Source organism: Rhizobium sp. 01T417, from assembly GCF_056398905.1.
Genome location: NZ_JBFTQH010000017.1, coordinates 1 through 18,392, shown reverse-complemented (window position 1 = coordinate 18,392; position 18,392 = coordinate 1). Strand labels below are relative to the sequence as shown.

Below are 18,392 nucleotides of genomic sequence, written 5' to 3'. Positions count from 1 at the left end.
AAAGGGGAGCCACACCTTTGGCATTTGATGAAATGATCACCGGGGGCGAAAGTCCGCGACAGCCATATGAAAAATACTTTGAGTGGTACAGTAACCAAGATCGAGCGCATCTGATTGCAAAATCCCGGGACGCGGAGAACATCTTCCGCAAGACTGGCATTACCTTCGCGGTCTACGGACACGCAGACTCTTCCGAAAAGCTCATTCCCTTCGACATCATCCCCCGCATCATCTCAGGTCGCGAATGGCGCAAGCTCGCACAGGGTATCGAGCAGCGGGTAATCGCCCTCAACGCTTTTCTCGATGACATCTACCACAAGCAGGAAATCATCCGCGCCGGTCGCATACCGCGCGAACTGATCGAGAGGAATGACGCCTTCCTGCCCGAGATGATCGGCTTCCGGCCGCCCGGCGGCGTCTACACGCATATCGTCGGCACTGATATCGTGCGCACCGGCGAGGACGAGTTCTACGTGCTGGAGGACAACGCCCGCACACCCTCCGGTGTCAGCTACATGCTGGAAAACCGTGAAACGATGATGCAGATGTTTCCGGACCTGTTTCATGCCAACAAGGTCCGGCCGGTCGAAGACTATCCCTATCTGCTGCGCCAGAGCCTGGCATCGCTCGCGCCTCCGGGCTGCAAGGGCAAGCCACGCGTTGCGGTCCTGACACCCGGCATCTACAACTCGGCTTATTACGAGCACTCGTTCCTGGCTGACACGATGGGCGTCGAGCTTGTCGAAGGCTCGGACCTCCGCGTCATCGACGGCAAGGTGAAGATGCGCACGACCCGCGGCTATGAGGCGATCGACGTGCTCTACCGCCGCGTCGACGACGACTTCCTCGATCCCCTCACCTTCCGGCCGGATTCAGCACTCGGCATCCCCGGCATCATGGATGTCTATCGTTCCGGCAACATCACCATCGCCAATGCGCCGGGCACCGGCATATCGGACGACAAGGCGATCTATTCCTACATGCCCGAGATCGTCGAATTCTATACCGGACGCAAGCCGATCCTCGAAAACGTGCCGACCTGGCGCTGTTCCGAGCCGCAGAGCCTCAAATACGTGCTCGAGCACCTCGAGGAACTCGTGGTCAAGGAGGTACACGGCTCCGGCGGCTACGGCATGCTGGTCGGCCCGACGGCGACCAAGAAGGAGCGCGCCGATTTTGCCGAGAAGTTGAAGGCGAAGCCCGCCAACTACATCGCGCAGCCAACACTTTCGCTGTCGACCGTGCCGATCCTCGTCAACAAAGGCATTGCGCCACGTCACGTGGACTTGCGGCCATATGTTCTCGTCTCCGACAAGGTGCAGATCATTCCCGGCGGATTGACGCGCGTGGCCCTGAAAGAGGGTTCGCTGGTGGTCAATTCCAGCCAGGGCGGCGGCACAAAAGATACCTGGGTATTGGAGGACTGATGCTCGGAAGAACTGCAAACGGACTCTACTGGATGTTCCGTTACATCGAACGCGCAGAAAACATAGCGCGCCTCATCGATGCCGGCCTGCGCATGTCGCTGACCCGAAGCGGAACCGGCGACGACGACTGGGACGGCGTCCTGCAAAGCGCCGGCGTGCGCGAGACCTTTGACGAGGGGCACAGCAAGCTGACGAGCGCCGACGCGATCGACTACCTGCTGCGAGACCGCTCCAATCCCTCAAGCGTCATGTCCTGCGTCGACTACGGGCGAAACAACGCCCGCATGGTGCGCACCGCCCTGACCCGCGAGACCTGGGAAGCGACCAATGAGTTCTGGATCGAGCTAAAATCGCTACTTTCGAAGCGGCTGAAGGCCGCCGAGATGCCGGAGGCAATCGATGCCATCAAGCATCGCGCCGGGCTGATCCGCGGTGCCTTCCACGGCTCGATGCTCAGAAACGAACTCTACAATTTCGCCCGCATCGGAACCTTCATCGAGCGCGCGGACAATACGAGCCGTATTCTCGACGTGAAGTATTATGTGCTCCTGCCCTCGGTCTCGGCCGTCGGCACGTCGATCGACAACATCCAGTGGGAATCGATCCTGCGTTCCGTCTCCGCCCACCGCTCCTACAGCTGGGCGTATGACGGCGAATATCGGTCGATGAATATCGCCGACTTCCTGATCCTGAACGGCCAGATGCCGCGTTCGCTCGCCTATTGCTACGAGAAGATCGTCAGCGAACTCGGCTATCTCGCCAAGGATTACGGTGAGCGGCTGCCGGCGCATGATACGGCCGATTCCATCCGCAAGACACTCCAGACACGTGCCATCAAGGAGATCATGGATCAGGGCCTGCATGAATTTCTGGAAGATTTCGTCACACGCAACAACCAGCTCGGCATGGAAATTTCCGATGGTTACCGGTTCTATGCATAGGCGGGCATGAGATGAAGCTTAAGATAAGCCACGTCACCGAATATCACTACGAAGAACCGGCGGCCTTCTCGCTGCAGCGGCTGCGGCTGACGCCGCTCTCCGTTCCCGGACAGTCAGTCATCAACTGGTCGCTGCAGGTTGAGGGCGCTAGGCCCGAAGTCGAATACGACGATCAGTTTGGCAACCACGTCAACCTCGTCTCGCTGGAAGGCGAGCAGCGGGCGACACGCATCGTGGCCGAAGGCGAGGTCGAAACGGAAGATCGAAATGGGGTACTCGGCCCCCATAGCGGCTTCTGCCCGCTCTGGCTTTTCCTGCGTGAAACGCCGAGGACGAAGTCCGGAAAGCTGATCAAGGAACTCACCAAGGGTGTGAGCGGCGAGAACGAGCTTGCTCGCATGCACGCGCTGATGTCCGGCATACATGTGACCGTGACCTACTTGCCTGGGACCAGCGACACGGAGACCACGGCTGAGCAAGCGCTTGAGAAGAAGAGCGGCGTCTGCCAGGACCATGCCCATATTTTTGTCGCCGCCGCACGCAGCCTCGGCGTGCCGGCCCGCTACGTTTCCGGCTACCTGATGATGGAAGAGAAGATCGAGCAGTCGGCGACCCACGCCTGGGCCGAAGCGCACCTCCCGGGCCTCGGTTGGGTCGGCTTCGATCCGGCCAACAATATCTGCCCCGACGCACGCTATGTGCGTGTCGCCTCCGGCCTCTGCTACCGCGATGCGGCTCCCGTTTCAGGCATGCGCATCGGCACGCCGGGGGAAAAGCTCTCTGTCGTGGTCAAGGTTGAAGATCGGGGGCAGATGCAAAGCCAGAGCCAGAGCTGAAGGGCTGGCTTCCGAAGAACTCATATCGAGATACCGTTGTCCGAGCCGCCGCATAGCGGCTCGGATCGTTTTGGGCCATCGTTAGGCCAGCGTATAGGCCGTCTTGACGCTCGTGTAAAACTCGGCCGCGTATTTGCCCTGCTCGCGCGGACCGTAGGACGATCCCTTGCGGCCACCGAACGGAACGTGGAAATCCACGCCTGCGGTCGGCAGGTTGACCATCACCATGCCCGCTTCGGAGTTTCGCTTGAAATGCGTCGCGTGCTTGAGGCTCGTCGTGGCGATACCGGCAGACAGGCCGAATGGCGTGTCGTTGGCGGTTGCCAGCGCTTCTTCGTAGTCCTTGACGCGGATGACCGAGACAACCGGTCCGAAGATTTCCTCGCGCGAAATGCGCATCTGGTTCGTGGCCTCCGTGAACAGCGTCGGCTGCAGGTAGAAGCCGGGCGTTTCGCGGGTGACGAGTTCGCCGCCGAAGGCGAGCTTGGCGCCCTCCTTCTTGCCGATCTCGATATAGTCGGTGTCGGTCTTCAGCTGCTTTTCATCGACCACGGGGCCGATGTGCGTGCCCAATTTCAACGCATTGTCGACAACAAGCGTCTGCAGCTTTTCCGTTAGCGCCGCGACGAACTTGTCGTGGATGCCTTCGGTAACGATCAGGCGAGAAGACGCCGTGCAACGCTGGCCGGTGGAGAAGAAACCGGAATTGGCGGCTGCTTCGACGGCGACGCCAAGGTCGGCATCGTCGAGGACGACCATCGGGTTCTTGCCACCCATTTCCAGCTGGAACTTGCGGTTATGCTCGATCGAGGCGCTAGCGACGCGGCGGCCGGTACCGGTGGAACCGGTAAAGGTGATGCCCGTAACATCAGGACTGTCGAGCATGGCCTGGCCGACAACCGAACCCCTACCCATGACGAGGTTCAGCACGCCCTTTGGCAGGCCGGCACGGTGCAGGATGTCGACGATCGCCCACGAGCAGCCCGGGACGAGTTCGGCCGGCTTGAAGACGATGGTATTGCCGTAGCAGAGCGCCGGCGCGATCTTCCAGGCGGGGATCGCGATCGGGAAGTTCCAGGGCGTGATGATACCGATGACGCCGAGCGGGTCACGGGTGATCTCGACGCCAATATTCGGGCGAACAGACGGGATGACCTCGCCTGCAAGACGCAGCGCTTCGCCGGCAAAGAATTCAAAGATCTGCGATGCACGAATGGTCTCGCCGATTGCCTCGGGAAGCGTCTTGCCTTCTTCGCGGGCCAGCAGAGCGCCGAGCTCGTCCTTGCGAGCCATGATCTCGTCGCCGGCCGTCTTCAGGATGACATGACGCTCCCAGATGCCGGAGCGCGACCAAGCCGGGAAAGCAGCCTTGGCGGCGGCGATCGCATTCTTCGTGTCTTCGGCCGAACCATCCGCATAGAGGCCAACGACCTCGTTGGTATCCGACGGATTGATGTTCTTCGTAGCGTCCGTGCCGACCCATTCGCCGGCAATGAGGTTCTTATAAATGGTCATGGGCCGACTGGGCCTCCTTCACCGTTCCATTAAAAACGGTCCGGCCGCCGAAGCGGCCGGGCCTTGCGAAATCAGAGCTGCTTGACGGCAATCTCTTCTTCGGCGGCAATCTTCAGAGGGTTGCGCAGCGGCAAGCCGAATTCGGCGACTTCGATTTCGAAGACGTCACCCTCTTCAGCCTTGATGCCTTCCGCGAAGGAGAGCGTCGCGGTGCCGAACATGTGGACGTGGACGTCGCCGGGCACACGAAACAGGCCGTACTTGAAGTGATGGTATTCGAGGTTGGCGAACGTGTGCGACATGTTCGCTTCGCCCGACAGAAACGGCTTTTCGAAGATCACCTTGTCGCCGCGCTTGATGCGCGAGGTGCCGCGGATATCCTCAGGCGCAACGCCAATGCGGATTTCCGGGCCAAAGCTTGCCGGGCGCAGCTTGGAGTGCGCGAGGTAGAGATAGTTGATCCGCTCGGTCACGTGGTCGGAAAACTCGTTCGACAGCGCAAAGCCGATGCGGAAGGGTGTGCCGTCTTCCGCAACGACGTAGATCCCCGCCATTTCAGGCTCTTCGCCGCCATCGAGCGCGAAGGAGGGAGAAACGAGCGGCGCGCCCGGAGCAGCCGAACCGTAGCCGTTGCCCTTGTAGAACCACTCGGGCTGAACGCCCTTCTCGCCGGCCTTCGGCTTGCCGTTCTCGAGACCCATCTTGAACATCTTCATCGAGTCGGTGAGGGTTTCTTCAGCCGCCTCGGAGGTCTTCTTGTGCATGGAATCGCGCGTTGCAGCCGAGCCTAGATGCGTCAGCCCCGTGCCCGTCAGATGCAGGTGCGCAGCGTCGGGATGCGTCATCGGCGGCAGAAACTTGCCTTCGGCATAAGCCTTTTCGAGGTCGACTGCATCGCCGAGGCCGTGTGCTTCAATCACCTGCAACAGCGACTTGCCGCCGTTTGCGGCTTCCATGGCCAGCGCATAGACGCTGCCTGCGTTCTTGACGGCCTTCGCGGTACCGCCCGGCTCGCGCACGGCGACAATGATCTCTCCGTTCGAACCCTTGATCTGCGAAATCAGCACGGTCTTCATCCTTTTTTCGATAACGCGGAAAATGCTTCGCCAATCCGGCTCCCAGAATGAGCCGGATTGGCAAGTTCACATGACTGCGAATGCCTGGGCAGCGCCGGAGCGCTTAGCCCTTGTTCTTGTTGTAGACATCGAAGAAGACGGCGGCGAGAAGCACCAGTCCCTTGACCATCTGCTGGAAGTCGATGCCGAGACCGACGATCGACATGCCGTTGTTCATGACGCCCATGATGAACGCGCCGATGACGGCACCGGTAATCTTGCCAACGCCGCCGGATGCCGAAGCTCCGCCGATGAAGCAGGCCGCGATAACGTCAAGCTCGAAGCCAACGCCTGCCTTCGGGGTCGCCGAATTCAGGCGAGCCGCGATGATCATGCCGGCGAGACCAGCCAGGACACCCATGTTGACGAAGGTGTAGAAGCTCAGGCGCTCGGTGTTGATACCGGACAGCTTGGTTGCCTTCTCGTTGCCGCCCATTGCGTAGATGCGGCGACCGATCGTGGTACGGCGCGTCACGAAGGTGTAGGCCGCGATCAGCACGAGCATGACGACGAGAACGTTCGGCAGGCCCTTGTAGGTGGAAAGCTGGAAGCCAAGGAACAGGATCGCCAACGAAATGATTACGTTTTGGGCGATGAAGAAGCCATAAGGCTCGACATCGATGCCATGGCTCTCGTTGACCTTGCGGCGACGCCAGGCGAGATAGAAGAGCACGACAGTTCCCAGCACGGTCAGCACCAGCGACGTGGAATGCAGCGGAATTCCGGCGATATCGATCATTTCGCCTGGCAGGAAGCCCGTCGAGATAACCTGGAAGTCCTTCGGGAACGGGCCGATGTTCTTGCCGCCCAGAACGAACAGCGTCAGGCCGCGGAAGACGAGCATGCCGGCGAGCGTGACGATGAAGGCCGGAATGCGGTGATACGCGATCCAGTAGCCTTGCGCAGCACCGATGGCGCCACCGATGACCAGGCAGAGAATGCCCGCAAGTACGAAGTTCATCTGCCAGTTGACGGTCATGATAGCCGCCACCGCGCCGACGAAGGCAACGATGGATCCGACCGAAAGGTCAATGTGGCCGGCCACGATGACGAGCAGCATGCCGAGCGCCATGATGACGATGAACGAGTTCTGCAGAACGAGGTTCGTTAGGTTGACCGGCTTGAACAGAATGCCGCCCGTGTAGAACTGGAAGAACACCATGATCGCGACGAGCGCGATAAGCATGCCGTATTCGCGAATGTTGGCGCGGATATAGTCCGCAACGGAAACGACGTTGCTTTCCTCGGTGGCTGAAGGGTTGACCGGAGTCATTGTTTCTTCTCCCCTGAGCGCATGATAGCGCGCATGATGGTTTCTTGGCTCGCCTCTCCCTTTGGCAGTTCCGCAACGATACGTCCTTCATTCATGACGTAGATGCGGTCGCACGTACCAAGCAGTTCCGGCATTTCCGATGAGATCATCAGAACACCCTTACCATCGGCTGCGAGCTGGTTGATGATAGTATAGATTTCGTATTTTGCACCGACATCGATACCGCGGGTGGGTTCGTCCAGGATCAGGACGTCGGGGTCGGAGAACAGCCACTTCGACAGCACAACCTTTTGCTGGTTGCCGCCGGAGAGATTGACCGTTTCCTGGAAGATGCTGGAGCTACGGATGCGCAGCTTCGAGCGGTATTCCGATGCGATCTTCGATTCCTTGATGGTGTCGATGACCGTGGCTTTCGAGACCCCGGCCAGATTGGCGAGCGTCGTGTTGTGAACGATGTTCTCGCCGAGTACGAGACCAAGATGCTTGCGGTCTTCGGTCACATAGGCAAGACCCGCGTCGATGGCCTTGCGAACGGTGCTGACATCGACCGGCTTGCCGTGCATCGACACGTCACCATGGATCTTGTGTCCATAGGATTTGCCGAACAGGCTCATTGCGAATTCGGTACGGCCGGCGCCCATCAGGCCCGCGATGCCAACCACTTCGCCCTTGCGGACGGTGACGTTGATGTCGTGCAGAACCTGGCGGTCACGGTGATGCTGGTGGAAAGCGTTCCAATTCTTCACCTCGAGGATCGTTTCGCCGATCGGCACGGAGCGCGGCGGATAACGATCGGCGAGTTCGCGGCCCACCATGTTCTTGATGATGATGTCTTCGCTGATCTCTTCGGTCTGACAGTCGAGCGACTTGACGGTCATGCCGTCGCGCAGAACCGTGATCTGGTCAGCGACCTTGCGAACTTCGTTGAGCTTGTGCGTGATGATGATCGACGTCAGGCCCTGGTTGCGGAACTCGATCAGGAGGTCCAGCAGTGCATCGGAATCCTTTTCGTTGAGTGACGCCGTCGGCTCATCGAGGATCAGCAGCTTCACGCTCTTAGACAGCGCCTTGGCGATTTCGACCAGCTGCTGCTTGCCAACGCCGATGTCGGTGACGAGCGTTTCCGGCGACTCCTTGAGGCCAACCTTGCTCAGCAGCTCTTTCGTACGCTTAAAGGCTTCTTGCCACTTAATGATGCCATTCTGAGCAACTTCGTTGCCGAGGAAGATGTTTTCGGCGATCGACAGGAGCGGCACCAGTGCCAGTTCCTGGTGAATGATGACGATGCCGATTTCTTCGGAATCCTTGAGCGCCTTGAAATGACGGACGTCGCCTTCGTAGACAATATCGCCGTCGTAGGTTCCGGCTGGGTAGACGCCGGAGAGAACTTTCATAAGGGTCGACTTGCCGGCCCCATTTTCACCCACCAATGCGTGGATCTCACCCTGTCGAACCTTTAGGTTCACATTCTCAAGCGCCTTTACGCCTGGGAACGTCTTGGTGATGTTCCGCATTTCGAGGATTGTGTTGTCCATGGTCATAATCCAACGCCAGCAGCCAAAGGGACGCGGCGATCATAAAATTGAAGACCGGAACCCGCAAGCAGGGGGTTCCGGCCAACTTGGTACAATTATTACTTCAGCTGGTCAGCCTTGTAGTAACCGCCTTCTACGAGGATCTTCTCGTAGTTGGTCTTGTCAACTGCGACCGGGGTCAGCAGGTAGGACGGAACGACCTTGACGCCGTTGTCGTAGGTCTTGGTGTCGTTGACTTCAGGCTCCTTGCCTTCCATCAGAGCGTTGACCATGCCGACGGTAACCTTTGCGAGGTCACGGGTGTCCTTGAAGATCGTGGAGTGCTGCTCGCCAGCGATGATCGACTTGACCGACGGGACTTCAGCGTCCTGGCCGGAAACGACCGGGAGCGGCTGATCGCCGGAACCGTAACCAACGCCCTTCAGCGACGAGATGATGCCGATGGACAGACCGTCGTAAGGCGACAGAACTGCATTGACCTTCGCGTCGGTGTAGTTAGCCGAGAGCAGGTTGTCCATACGAGCCTGGGCCGTTGCCGGGTCCCAACGCAGCGTCCCAACCTTGTCCATGCCGGTCTGGCCGGACTTTACGACCAGCTTGCCGCTATCGATGTAAGGCTGCAGAACAGACATTGCGCCGTCATAGAAGAAGAAGGCGTTGTTGTCGTCCGGCGAACCGCCGAAGAGCTCGATGTTGAACGGGCCCTTGCCATCCTTGAGGCCGAGGGCGTCAACGATGGAGGTTGCCTGCAGAACGCCAACCTTGAAGTTGTCAAACGTTGCGTAATAGTCGACGTTGCCCGAGTCGCGGATCAGACGGTCATAAGCAATGACCTTGATGCCTGCGTCGTGAGCCTTCTGGAGAACGTCGGAAAGCGTCGTGCCGTCGATAGCGGCGATGACGAGAACCTTAACGCCCTTCGTGACCATGTTCTCAATCTGAGACAGCTGGTTCGGAATGTCGTCGTCAGCGTACTGCAGGTCGGTGGCATAGCCAGCGTCCTGGAGCTGCTTGACGATGTTGTTGCCGTCGTCGATCCAGCGAGCGGACGACTTCGTGGGCATCGCAATGCCGACAGTGCCCTTGTCGGCTGCCAAAGCCGGCATAACGAACGAAGCGACGCCAAAGGCCGCCGCTGCCATCAACGAGATAATGGATTTCATATCTCTCTCTCCCTTAGTTAATAAACGCGCGTGCGAAAAATCGCCCGCCCCGAAACTGTGGCAGGTTCCGTCTTGGATAATTACTTCAGATGGTGAGAAACGAAGTAGGTCTCCTCCACGCTCTCACGTGTTGAATGCCAACCAGCACACGGCGGCAAACTGGTATGGAATCCCATAACTGTCAAATAGAATAACTGGTAAAGTGCATAACAATTTTGGTATATCGTTAAAAAGTATTACTTTTAATGGAACGCGGATGGGAGGCCGCAACCATGGCGATCATTTCGGACCCGCAGACGCATGGTCACGTCGACATTCATACGGATATCTTTGCCGATGACGCCTTTTTGCGATTGGGCCTCAAGCTGAATCATCTGCGAATGATCGTCGCAATCGAAGATAGCGGGCAGATTTCCGCGGCGGCCGAAGCGCTGAACATTTCACAGCCGGCAGCCTCGCGAATCCTGTCCGAAATGGAATCGATCGTTAAGACGCCACTTTACGAACGCGTGGCACGCGGCGTCGTGCTGACGACCTTCGGACAGGCGCTTGCCAGACGCGCGCGCAAGATCATGCTCGAGCTGCGCGAGGCGGGCCGGGAAATCGCCGAACTCAAAACGGGCAAGGGAGGTACCGTCTTTATCGGCGCCGTCACTGCCCCAGCCATGAGCCTGGTCGTGCCGGCGATAAAGCGCGTTAGAAGCGCCCTACCCGGCATAGAGGTCACCATACAGGTTGAAACGAGCAACGTGCTTGCCCGCGAGTTGCTCGCCGCCCAGCATGACTTCATCATCAGCCGCATTCCCGATGATCTCAACCCGCGCCTCTTCCAGGTCCAGGAAATCGGCGTGGAGAAGGCCTGTCTGATCGTACGGGGCGGCCATCCGCTCTTGAAGAAGAAGGTCGCCTCCCTCGAGGACCTTCCACAATATGATTGGGTTTTCCAACCAGCGGGAACGCTCCTGCGCCGGACGATCGAGGACCTCTTCCTTTCTCGCGGCGTGCTGCTCCCGGAAAATATCGTCAACACCTCTTCGCTGCTGCTCACCTGTGCGACGGTTTGCCAGACGGATGCGATCGCGCCGATCGCGCTCGATGTGGCGCAGTTCCTGGCGACCCATCGGTCGAAGGCTTCGGATGTGCGGGTGTTGCCGATCGATTTCGAGATCAACGTCAGGCCCTACAGCCTGATAACGGTCAAGGAACGTGCGCTGCCCCCGAGCGCACGGCTGCTTTATGACCTGGTACTGGCCGAAAGCAAGAAGGCGGGAGTGCTCTGACAAGCCTTGCACCACCTTGTTCGGATCTAATGCGCCCCTCCAAGGGAGGCAATCATGCTGTTCGGCCAATCCGTGTTCCAGTCCGTGCTCGACCGCCTGAAGGCGGAGGACGATGAAACCGTCGAACAGGATGCACCCGCCGCCGCCCGCGTAAGCGGTCTCAATACCGGCCTCGCGTTCGACGTCATGGAAGGCGTCTCGGCGTCGTCAGCGCGACCCAACCAGGCATATTTCGAGACAATGGAATTCGCCGCATCGGAGACCGTGGCCGAGCGGTCGCCTGAGCCCTTGCCGCCTCCTGAACCAGAGCCCGAGCCGGTGATGCCCGATCACCTCGAGCGCATCGCGCCTGAAGATATCGCGGCCGAACTGGACATTTCTGCGCGTGATACAGCCCAGAGCCTCAGCGAAAAGCGCCGCGCCTTTGCCAAGCAGAACCATCCCGATCGCGTCAACCCGCTGTTCCGCGAGAACGCCACCAAGCGGATGACGATAGCGAACCTGCTGATCGACCAGGCGCTGCGCCACCTTGCCCGCTGACTAGTCAGCGTCCTTCTTGGCTTCTGTATCTTCTGCCTCTTCCGCGTCATCGGGAGATGGCGCCGTGTCCGCCTCCGGCGACTGCGGCTTGTAGTTCCAGAACAGCATATAGGCCGCATAGACGCCTGCGCCGCCCGACAGGACCGCCCAGAATGGATCGCCGGTGATCATTTCGACCAGCGCCCAGCCAAAGCAAACGGCCACAATCAGGATGCGAGCCCACAGCGGGCGATAGGCCGGATGGTTCGGATCGATGAGTTGCATATTTATCCCGCGCGGTATTTCGATGACATGTCTTTAGGATGGATTCCGTAAATGTGAAAGAGCGCCGGGCTTGACGCGGCAACCATTAAATGGAATGAAAATTCCACAAGCATCACAGTTCGGTTCATTTGTTCCGAATTCAAGGGAGGTTCTCATGACAGTCAGATTTGGTCTTCTCGGCGCCGGCCGTATCGGCAAGGTTCATGCGAAGGCCGTCAGCGGCGATGCCAATGCCAAGCTCGTTGCCGTCGCCGACGCCTTTCCGCAGGCCGCCGAAGCGATCGCATCGGCTTACGGCTGCGAGGTCCGCACGATCGACGCGATCGAAGCCGCCAAGGATATCGACGCCGTCGTCATCTGCACCCCGACCGACACCCACGCCGAACTGATCGAGCGATTCGCGCGCGCTGGAAAGGCGATCTTCTGCGAAAAGCCAATCGATCTCGACGTTGCCCGCGTCAAGGCCTGCATCAAGGTCGTCGACGAGACCAAGGCGAAGCTGATGGTCGGCTTTAACCGACGCTTCGACCCGCACTTCATGGCTGTTCGCAAGACGATCGATGATGGCCGAATCGGCGATGTCGAAATGGTAACGATCACCTCGCGCGATCCTGGCGCCCCGCCAGTCGATTACATCAAGCGTTCGGGCGGCATCTTCCGCGACATGACGATCCATGACTTCGACATGGCCCGCTTCCTGCTCGGCGAAGAGCCGGTTGCCGTCAGCGCGACCGCCGCCGTCCTCGTCGACAAGGCGATCGGCGAAGCCGGCGACTACGACAGCGTTTCCGTGATCCTGCGGACCAAATCCGGCAAGCAGGCAATCATCTCCAATTCCCGCCGTGCCACCTACGGCTACGATCAGCGCATCGAAGTGCATGGCTCGAAGGGCATGGTCGCTGCCGAGAACCAGCGTCCGGTCTCGATCGAGGTCGCCAACGGCGACGGCTATACCCGTCCGCCGCTGCATGACTTTTTTATGACTCGCTATACCGAAGCTTACGCCAACGAGATCGCGAGCTTCATCGCCGCAATCGAAAAGGGCGCGACCATCTCGCCGTCGGGCGCCGATGGCCTGGCTGCCCTCGCGCTTGCCGATGCCGCCGTGCAGTCCGTCAAGGAAGGCAAGCTCATCAAGATTGGCTGACGGCCCTCTCCCGACCGAAAGCCACCTGTGAAATGGCCGGGTCCCTGCCCGGCCATTTCTCGTTCCATCTGCACGATCCGCTAGGCGCACCGCTAATCCGATCCCTGGATACCGGACAAGACCAGCTCCTGATCGATCACCGACAATGCCCGGTCGAGATGACCCTCGAACACGAGGATCGATTCGTCGGGAACGACTCGGATCTCCGGCATTCCCTCCATCCGCACGACATGCGTCTGGCCAAGCCCTTCCTCGATCCCCGGTCGCAACAGATCATAGTAACGCGTTCCCGGCCCGGTGATGGCGATCGGCATGCGTTCTGTCAGACTTAGCAGACGCGAAAGCCCATTTCCGAGTGCAATACCGGCCTGCCTGAATGCCAAGGCAGACATGCGGTGCCCCTGTCGCGCTTGGGCGGCGATCTTGTCGAGCCCGGCGACCGGCACGAACTTGGCTGGGATCGTGTCGAGCGGCACTTCGAAGGCCATGCGCAAAATGGCGTAGAAGCCAGCATAAGCCTCGATGCATCCCCTGCTGCCGCAGCGACAAAGGCCGCCGTTTGCCATATGCAACATATGTCCAAAATTTGGGGCCGACACTTCACGCTCGCCCGGCCCCGTGCTCCGGACGATGCCGAGCCCGACACTATGTCCGAGCGACAAGGCGGCGAGCGACCGAAAATCAACCGGCCTCGCATTCGCTTCATGTGCGCCGAGTGCGGCTGCGACGAGCTGGGTCTCGTTCCCCAGAAAAATCCTGGCCTGCCAATCCGGCCGCAAGGCCGATTCGAAGTCGATCTGATTGCTGCCGAAAATCGGCGACCACACCAGTACAGGGTCGGTCGGATGCACCAGACCTTTGCTGCTGATCGATATCAGCAGCACCCTTTCCTGGGGCAGCTTCGAGCGTGAAAGAATGCGCGCAAGCCCCTGTTTAATAGAGGCAATAAACCGCTCGGCACCGGCGGGATCATGCGACCTTTCCTCGCTGAACCGGTCGATGAGTTTGCCTGCGTAGTCGACCAGCGAATATTGCACGCCGTCCGATGAAATGATCACGACGACAAGGTAGCCGCAGTCGCGCCGCTGTCGAAACAGCACGCGCGGACGCCCTCTTCCGCTACTTGGCTGCTGCTCGGATTTTTCAATGATTTGCGCTTTTTCGAGGTCAGCCGTGATTGCTGAAATCGTCGCGGAGGAAAGCTTCGTAAAGTCGGCAATCTCTGTATGCGCCAGCGCCCCATGTCGTCGAAGCGCAGCTAATACAAGGACGCTGTTTCTCTGCCGGACCAACTCCGTGCTCGACTTGGTCAGCATATATGCCGGCCTCTCCCCCTCGCATTCCGCCCTCGCTCACACCCCATCTCCAGCAATTTTTTCGCGACGCAACGAAGCCGGTAGTGCGGTGTTGACAGTTGAAAAAATCTCTGACACTTAATTTCTCGACTGTCGAGAAAATAATTCAAATTTCTCGCCAGCGAACCGCGGCGGCCGGAGGAACCACTGGCTGGGGCTGGCCGCTATTCACTCGGGAGGATATTTATGAAGTCTGTTTTGAAGCTGATGGCCGGGGCGGCCATCCTCGTGTCGGTGCACACCGCCGCAATGGCAGCTGATCTCGTCGTCGGCGTTTCCTGGTCGAACTTCCAGGAAGAGCGTTGGAAGACCGACGAAGCCGCCATCAAGAAGGCCCTCGAAGCCAAGGGCGCAAAGTACATTTCCGCTGATGCGCAGTCGTCTGCCGCAAAGCAGCTGACCGATGTTGAATCGCTGATTTCGCAGGGCGCGAATGCACTCATCGTTCTCGCCCAGGATAGCGATGCTATCGGCCCTGCCATCGAAAAGGCTGCTGCTGAAGGCATTCCGGTTGTCGGCTACGACCGCCTGATTGAAAATCCGGCTGCTTTCTACATCACCTTCGACAACAAGGAAGTCGGTCGCCTGCAGGCCGAAGGCGTATTCAAGGCCAAGCCGGAAGGCAATTACGTCTTCATCAAGGGTTCTTCGTCCGACCCGAACGCGGACTTCCTGTTCTCGGGCCAGATGGAAGTGTTGAAGGCTGCTGTCGATGCCGGCAAGATCAAGAACGTCGGCGAAGCCTACACCGACGGCTGGCTGCCGCAGAACGCCCAGCGTAACATGGAGCAGTTCCTGACCGCCAACAACAACAAGGTTGACGCCGTTGTTGCTTCGAACGACGGCACCGCCGGTGGCGCTGTTGCCGCGCTCGACGCACAGGGCATGGCAGGCACCGTTCCGGTTTCGGGGCAGGACGCCGACAAGGCTGCTCTGAACCGCATCGCGCTTGGTACTCAGACGGTTTCCGTCTGGAAGGACTCGCGCGAACTCGGCAAGCGCGCTGCTGAAATCGCGCTCGACCTCGCTGGTGGCAAGACGATGGACAAGATCGACGGTGTCACCACTTTCGAGGGCGGCCCGAAGAAGGTGAAGATGCAGTCGATCTTCCTGAAGCCGGAGGCCATCACCAAGGACAACCTGAACGTCGTCATCGACGCCGGCTGGATTTCCAAGGCTGAAGCTTGCCAGGGCGTAAAGGCCGGCAGCGTCAAGGCCTGCGATTAATCTTCGCCAGGTCAATCAACACGCCGGCGCCGCAGCGGTCTCGTTGCGGCGCCGGATGCGGATGGTGCCTCCTCCACGGACACTCCCGCCTCGTAACGCACCGAACGCTTTGATTCCCTGCCAGAATAGTGCCGCGCCTTGAGCGGCCATTTCGGAAGTCTCTCGGTGGTCAATTCAAGAACAGGGCAACCTCGGTTCGGGCTTTTCGGGCACCCGCGCCACGGCCCAAACAATGGGGGAAACGGCAAACCCATGGCAAACATCACGCAATCCTCATCGAGCCATCCGCGCTCGGCGGAGGGCAACGCTTTTACGCGCTTCCTGCGCGCAACCGAGATCGACACGCGCCTGCTTGGCATGGTCGCCGCGCTGCTCGTCATCTGGATCGGCTTTCATCTCTACACCGGCGGGCTCTTCCTGACGCCGCGCAACCTCTGGAACCTCTCGGTCCAGACGACCGAAATCGCGGTTCTCGCGACCGGCATGGTGCTTGTCATCGTCACCCGCAACATCGACCTGTCGATCGGCTCCATGCTTGGCCTTGTCGCCATGATCATGGGCGTCGTCCAGGCGAAATTCCTGCCGCAGTACCTCGGCTTCGACAACTCCTGGACCTGGCTGATCACGTTGGTCTGCGGTCTGGTTGCCGGAACGCTGATCGGTCTTTTCCAGGGCGTCATCATCGCCTTCCTGGGTGTCCCCTCCTTCATCGTCACGCTCGGCGGCTTCCTCGCCTGGCGCGGTCTTGCCTGGTACGTGACATCGGGCCAGACGGTCGCACCTCTCGACACGACGTTCCGCATTATGGGCGGCGGCGCTGAAGGGGCTGTCGGAGCCACGTGGAGCTGGATCATCGGGCTTGTCGCCTGTGTGCTGATCGTCGTCGGCATCATCGGCTCGCGCCACCAGCGCAAGCGTTTCAACTTCCCACGCCGTCCGCTCTGGGCAGAGTATTTCTTGGCAGTTCTCGGCTGCACCCTAGTCCTTGGCGCCATCTGGGTGTCCACCATCTATTACTGGCCGGTGGCGATCGCCAAGAAGTACGCCGAAGCCAACAACATCGCCTGGCCGGAAACGGGGCTCTTCATCTCCTACGGCATCGCCGTGCCGGTGCTGATCGCCATTCTCGTCGGCATCGTCATGACCTTCATCGCCACCCGCTTGCGCTTCGGCCGCTACGTCTTCGCGATCGGTGGCAACCCTGAAGCAGCCGAGCTCGCCGGCATCAAGACCCGCTGGGTCGCCGTCCGGATCTTCGCGCTTATGGGCTTTCTCGCGGCTGTCGCCGCGGCGATCTCGACCGCCCGCCTCAACGCCGCCGCCAACTCGCAAGGCACGACCTACGAGCTCTATACGATCGCCGCAGCCGTCATCGGCGGCACCTCGCTCGCCGGCGGCACCGGTACGATCGCCGGCGCAATGCTCGGCGCGCTGGTCATGCAGTCGCTGCAATCGGGGATGGGCCTCGCCAACGTCGACACGCCCATACAAAATGTTGTCGTGGGCGCCGTGCTTGTCGTTGCCGTCTGGCTCGACACCGTCTATCGCTCGCGGTCGAAGTAAAGAGGAGTCCTAGATATGACTGATCAACGCACTCCCCTTGTGGAAATGAAAAACATCTCGATCTCCTTCGGCGGCATCCACGCTGTGGACAATGCTTCGGTCGATCTCTACCCCGGCGAAGTCGTCGCCCTTCTCGGCCACAACGGCGCCGGCAAGTCGACGCTCATCAAGATCCTCTCCGGCGCCTACAAGCGCGACAGCGGCGAGATCCTGATTAATGGCGAGCCGGCAGACATCCGCAATCCGCGCGATGCGAAGAAGTACGGCATCGAGACGATCTACCAGACGCTCGCCGTCGCCGATAACGTCGATGCCGCCGCCAACCTCTATCTCGGCCGCGAGATCCGCACGAAGTGGGGCACGCTCGATGACGTCGCCATGGAAGCCTCCGCGCGTGAGGTGATGGGCCGCCTCAACCCCAACTTCCGCCGCTTCAAGGAGCCGGTGAAAGCACTTTCCGGCGGCCAGCGGCAGTCTGTGGCGATCGCCCGCGCGATCCTCTTCGATGCCCGCATCCTGATCATGGACGAGCCAACGGCGGCTCTCGGGCCCCAGGAAACGGCGCAGGTCGGCGAGCTGATCAAGCAGCTGAAGAAGGAAGGCATCGGCATCTTCCTGATCAGCCACGACATCCACGACGTCTTCGACCTCGCCGATCGTGTCTCGGTGATGAAGAACGGCCAGGTCGTCGGCCATGCCCGCACCGAAGATGTCACCAAGGACGAAGTGCTCGGCATGATCATCCTCGGCAAGGTGCCGCCAAAGGCCATCCCCGGCCCCGGCGCCATGCAGGCCTGACCCGCAGACGTGAGACATAAAAGTCCGCCGCCCGCAAGAACGGCGGACTTTTCATTTTGTAGATTGAAGCCAGCGAGAAGCTAGGCTAAGAACCTCGCATCGGACAAGGCGATTCAAGCGCCTCGGCATGCACCCGTAGCTCAGCTGGATAGAGTGTTGGATTCCGATTCCAAAGGTCACAGGTTCGAATCCTGTCGGGTGCGCCACTAACTCTCGGGTCCGTTCTGGACACATAGGTTACGTTTTATTCCTGAGACATAGGTAACACTTTTGGACCGAAAGGGTTCGGCAAAGGTTCAAGCCTGCATGTCTCATCATCGAAGTATCCCAGATCGTAGTCCATAAAGCTTGTCAGCCAGATATTGTCTTCGACCTGTTTGATGCCGACGGCCTGACCGGCGAAGACCAGACTG

16 protein-coding genes, 1 tRNA gene and 1 pseudogene are annotated in these 18,392 nt (G+C 59.7%); 10 read left to right on the top strand and 8 right to left on the bottom strand.

From position 1 onward, the window contains the following. Positions 1–17: 17 nt before the first annotated feature. The 3 genes from AC1DPR_RS17635 to AC1DPR_RS17625 are packed head-to-tail and all read left to right on the top strand — an operon-like array spanning position 18 to position 3,204. On the top strand, positions 18–1,427 hold the full coding sequence (locus tag AC1DPR_RS17635) for a circularly permuted type 2 ATP-grasp protein (RefSeq protein WP_018857507.1): 1,410 nt from the start codon (positions 18–20) through the stop codon (positions 1,425–1,427). Beyond that, complete coding sequence (locus tag AC1DPR_RS17630; protein WP_018857506.1) at positions 1,427–2,368, top strand: alpha-E domain-containing protein; 942 nt, start codon at positions 1,427–1,429, stop codon at positions 2,366–2,368. The genes AC1DPR_RS17635 and AC1DPR_RS17630 overlap by 1 nt, the downstream gene beginning before the upstream one ends. Positions 2,369–2,379: 11 nt before the next feature. Beyond that, on the top strand, positions 2,380–3,204 hold the full coding sequence (locus tag AC1DPR_RS17625) for a transglutaminase family protein (protein ID WP_477816811.1): 825 nt from the start codon (positions 2,380–2,382) through the stop codon (positions 3,202–3,204). Positions 3,205–3,285: 81 nt separating this feature from the next. Here AC1DPR_RS17625 and AC1DPR_RS17620 read toward each other — a convergent pair whose 3' ends face one another. The 5 genes from AC1DPR_RS17620 to chvE all read right to left on the bottom strand — a co-directional run bounded on the left by AC1DPR_RS17620 (position 3,286) and on the right by chvE (position 9,805). Then, the gene (locus AC1DPR_RS17620; RefSeq protein WP_113471119.1) at positions 3,286–4,719 is read right to left on the bottom strand and encodes an aldehyde dehydrogenase family protein; all 1,434 of its coding nucleotides are present in this window, start codon (positions 4,717–4,719) and stop codon (positions 3,286–3,288) included. Positions 4,720–4,790: 71 nt separating this feature from the next. Then, positions 4,791–5,786, bottom strand: a complete 996-nt coding sequence (gene araD1, locus AC1DPR_RS17615; RefSeq protein WP_026371821.1) for an AraD1 family protein — start codon at positions 5,784–5,786, stop codon at positions 4,791–4,793. Positions 5,787–5,898: 112 nt separating this feature from the next. Then, entirely contained in the window at positions 5,899–7,107 is a 1,209-nt protein-coding gene (gene mmsB / locus AC1DPR_RS17610; RefSeq protein ID WP_025660465.1) for a multiple monosaccharide ABC transporter permease, read from the bottom strand. After that, a complete protein-coding gene (gene mmsA, locus AC1DPR_RS17605) occupies positions 7,104–8,642 on the bottom strand; it encodes a multiple monosaccharide ABC transporter ATP-binding protein (RefSeq protein ID WP_025660466.1) in 1,539 nt (512 codons plus the stop codon). Before mmsA ends, mmsB begins: the two co-directional genes overlap by 4 nt. A gap of 98 nt (positions 8,643–8,740) precedes the next feature. After that, positions 8,741–9,805, bottom strand: a complete 1,065-nt coding sequence (gene chvE / locus AC1DPR_RS17600) for a multiple monosaccharide ABC transporter substrate-binding protein (RefSeq protein ID WP_018857500.1) — start codon at positions 9,803–9,805, stop codon at positions 8,741–8,743. 272 nt (positions 9,806–10,077) lie between these two features. On the opposite strand from chvE, the gene AC1DPR_RS17595 reads away from it, so the two are divergent. Beyond that, positions 10,078–11,085: a LysR family transcriptional regulator gene (locus AC1DPR_RS17595; protein ID WP_018857499.1), complete on the top strand. Its 1,008-nt coding sequence runs from the start codon at positions 10,078–10,080 to the stop codon at positions 11,083–11,085. A gap of 54 nt (positions 11,086–11,139) precedes the next feature. Continuing rightward, a complete protein-coding gene (locus tag AC1DPR_RS17590) occupies positions 11,140–11,625 on the top strand; it encodes a hypothetical protein (RefSeq protein ID WP_018857498.1) in 486 nt (161 codons plus the stop codon). Here AC1DPR_RS17590 and AC1DPR_RS17585 read toward each other — a convergent pair whose 3' ends face one another. Continuing rightward, positions 11,626–11,889, bottom strand: coding sequence for a hypothetical protein (locus tag AC1DPR_RS17585; RefSeq protein WP_018857497.1), 264 nt, complete (start codon positions 11,887–11,889; stop codon positions 11,626–11,628). A gap of 154 nt (positions 11,890–12,043) precedes the next feature. Between AC1DPR_RS17585 and iolG the strand changes: the two genes are divergently transcribed. Beyond that, positions 12,044–13,036 carry an inositol 2-dehydrogenase gene (gene iolG / locus AC1DPR_RS17580; RefSeq protein ID WP_018857496.1) on the top strand — a complete coding sequence of 331 codons (993 nt, stop codon included), beginning with the start codon at positions 12,044–12,046 and terminating at the stop codon, positions 13,034–13,036. Between the two features lie 92 nt (positions 13,037–13,128). Here iolG and AC1DPR_RS17575 read toward each other — a convergent pair whose 3' ends face one another. Beyond that, complete coding sequence (locus tag AC1DPR_RS17575) at positions 13,129–14,352, bottom strand: ROK family transcriptional regulator (RefSeq protein ID WP_018857495.1); 1,224 nt, start codon at positions 14,350–14,352, stop codon at positions 13,129–13,131. A 225-nt stretch (positions 14,353–14,577) separates the two neighbouring features. Between AC1DPR_RS17575 and xylF the strand changes: the two genes are divergently transcribed. The 4 genes from xylF to AC1DPR_RS17555 all read left to right on the top strand — a co-directional run bounded on the left by xylF (position 14,578) and on the right by AC1DPR_RS17555 (position 18,185). After that, positions 14,578–15,618 carry a D-xylose ABC transporter substrate-binding protein gene (xylF, locus tag AC1DPR_RS17570; protein WP_018116461.1) on the top strand — a complete coding sequence of 347 codons (1,041 nt, stop codon included), beginning with the start codon at positions 14,578–14,580 and terminating at the stop codon, positions 15,616–15,618. 252 nt (positions 15,619–15,870) lie between these two features. Next, complete coding sequence (locus AC1DPR_RS17565) at positions 15,871–17,181, top strand: sugar ABC transporter permease (protein WP_025662836.1); 1,311 nt, start codon at positions 15,871–15,873, stop codon at positions 17,179–17,181. 15 nt (positions 17,182–17,196) lie between these two features. Further along, a complete protein-coding gene (locus AC1DPR_RS17560; RefSeq protein ID WP_018857493.1) occupies positions 17,197–17,979 on the top strand; it encodes an ATP-binding cassette domain-containing protein in 783 nt (260 codons plus the stop codon). A 129-nt stretch (positions 17,980–18,108) separates the two neighbouring features. Further along, positions 18,109–18,185, top strand: a tRNA-Arg gene (locus tag AC1DPR_RS17555). 38 nt (positions 18,186–18,223) lie between these two features. Here AC1DPR_RS17555 and AC1DPR_RS17550 read toward each other — a convergent pair. Next, positions 18,224–18,392 (bottom strand): annotated as a pseudogene (locus AC1DPR_RS17550) (IS481 family transposase); the annotation flags it as partial.

Excerpts from the sequence above, each read along its gene's own strand:
- AC1DPR_RS17630 (WP_018857506.1), top strand. The coding sequence starts at position 1,427 with ATGCTCGGAAGAACTGCAAACGGACTCTACTGGATGTTCCGTTACATC.
- AC1DPR_RS17625 (WP_477816811.1), top strand. The coding sequence starts at position 2,380 with ATGAAGCTTAAGATAAGCCACGTCACCGAATATCACTACGAAGAACCG.
- AC1DPR_RS17620 (WP_113471119.1), bottom strand. The coding sequence starts at position 4,719 with ATGACCATTTATAAGAACCTCATTGCCGGCGAATGGGTCGGCACGGAC.
- mmsB (WP_025660465.1), bottom strand. The coding sequence starts at position 7,107 with ATGACTCCGGTCAACCCTTCAGCCACCGAGGAAAGCAACGTCGTTTCC.
- mmsA (WP_025660466.1), bottom strand. The coding sequence starts at position 8,642 with ATGGACAACACAATCCTCGAAATGCGGAACATCACCAAGACGTTCCCA.
- chvE (WP_018857500.1), bottom strand. The coding sequence starts at position 9,805 with ATGAAATCCATTATCTCGTTGATGGCAGCGGCGGCCTTTGGCGTCGCT.
- AC1DPR_RS17595 (WP_018857499.1), top strand. The coding sequence starts at position 10,078 with ATGGCGATCATTTCGGACCCGCAGACGCATGGTCACGTCGACATTCAT.
- AC1DPR_RS17590 (WP_018857498.1), top strand. The coding sequence starts at position 11,140 with ATGCTGTTCGGCCAATCCGTGTTCCAGTCCGTGCTCGACCGCCTGAAG.
- AC1DPR_RS17585 (WP_018857497.1), bottom strand. The coding sequence starts at position 11,889 with ATGCAACTCATCGATCCGAACCATCCGGCCTATCGCCCGCTGTGGGCT.
- iolG (WP_018857496.1), top strand. The coding sequence starts at position 12,044 with ATGACAGTCAGATTTGGTCTTCTCGGCGCCGGCCGTATCGGCAAGGTT.
- AC1DPR_RS17575 (WP_018857495.1), bottom strand. The coding sequence starts at position 14,352 with ATGCTGACCAAGTCGAGCACGGAGTTGGTCCGGCAGAGAAACAGCGTC.
- xylF (WP_018116461.1), top strand. The coding sequence starts at position 14,578 with ATGAAGTCTGTTTTGAAGCTGATGGCCGGGGCGGCCATCCTCGTGTCG.
- AC1DPR_RS17565 (WP_025662836.1), top strand. The coding sequence starts at position 15,871 with ATGGCAAACATCACGCAATCCTCATCGAGCCATCCGCGCTCGGCGGAG.
- AC1DPR_RS17560 (WP_018857493.1), top strand. The coding sequence starts at position 17,197 with ATGACTGATCAACGCACTCCCCTTGTGGAAATGAAAAACATCTCGATC.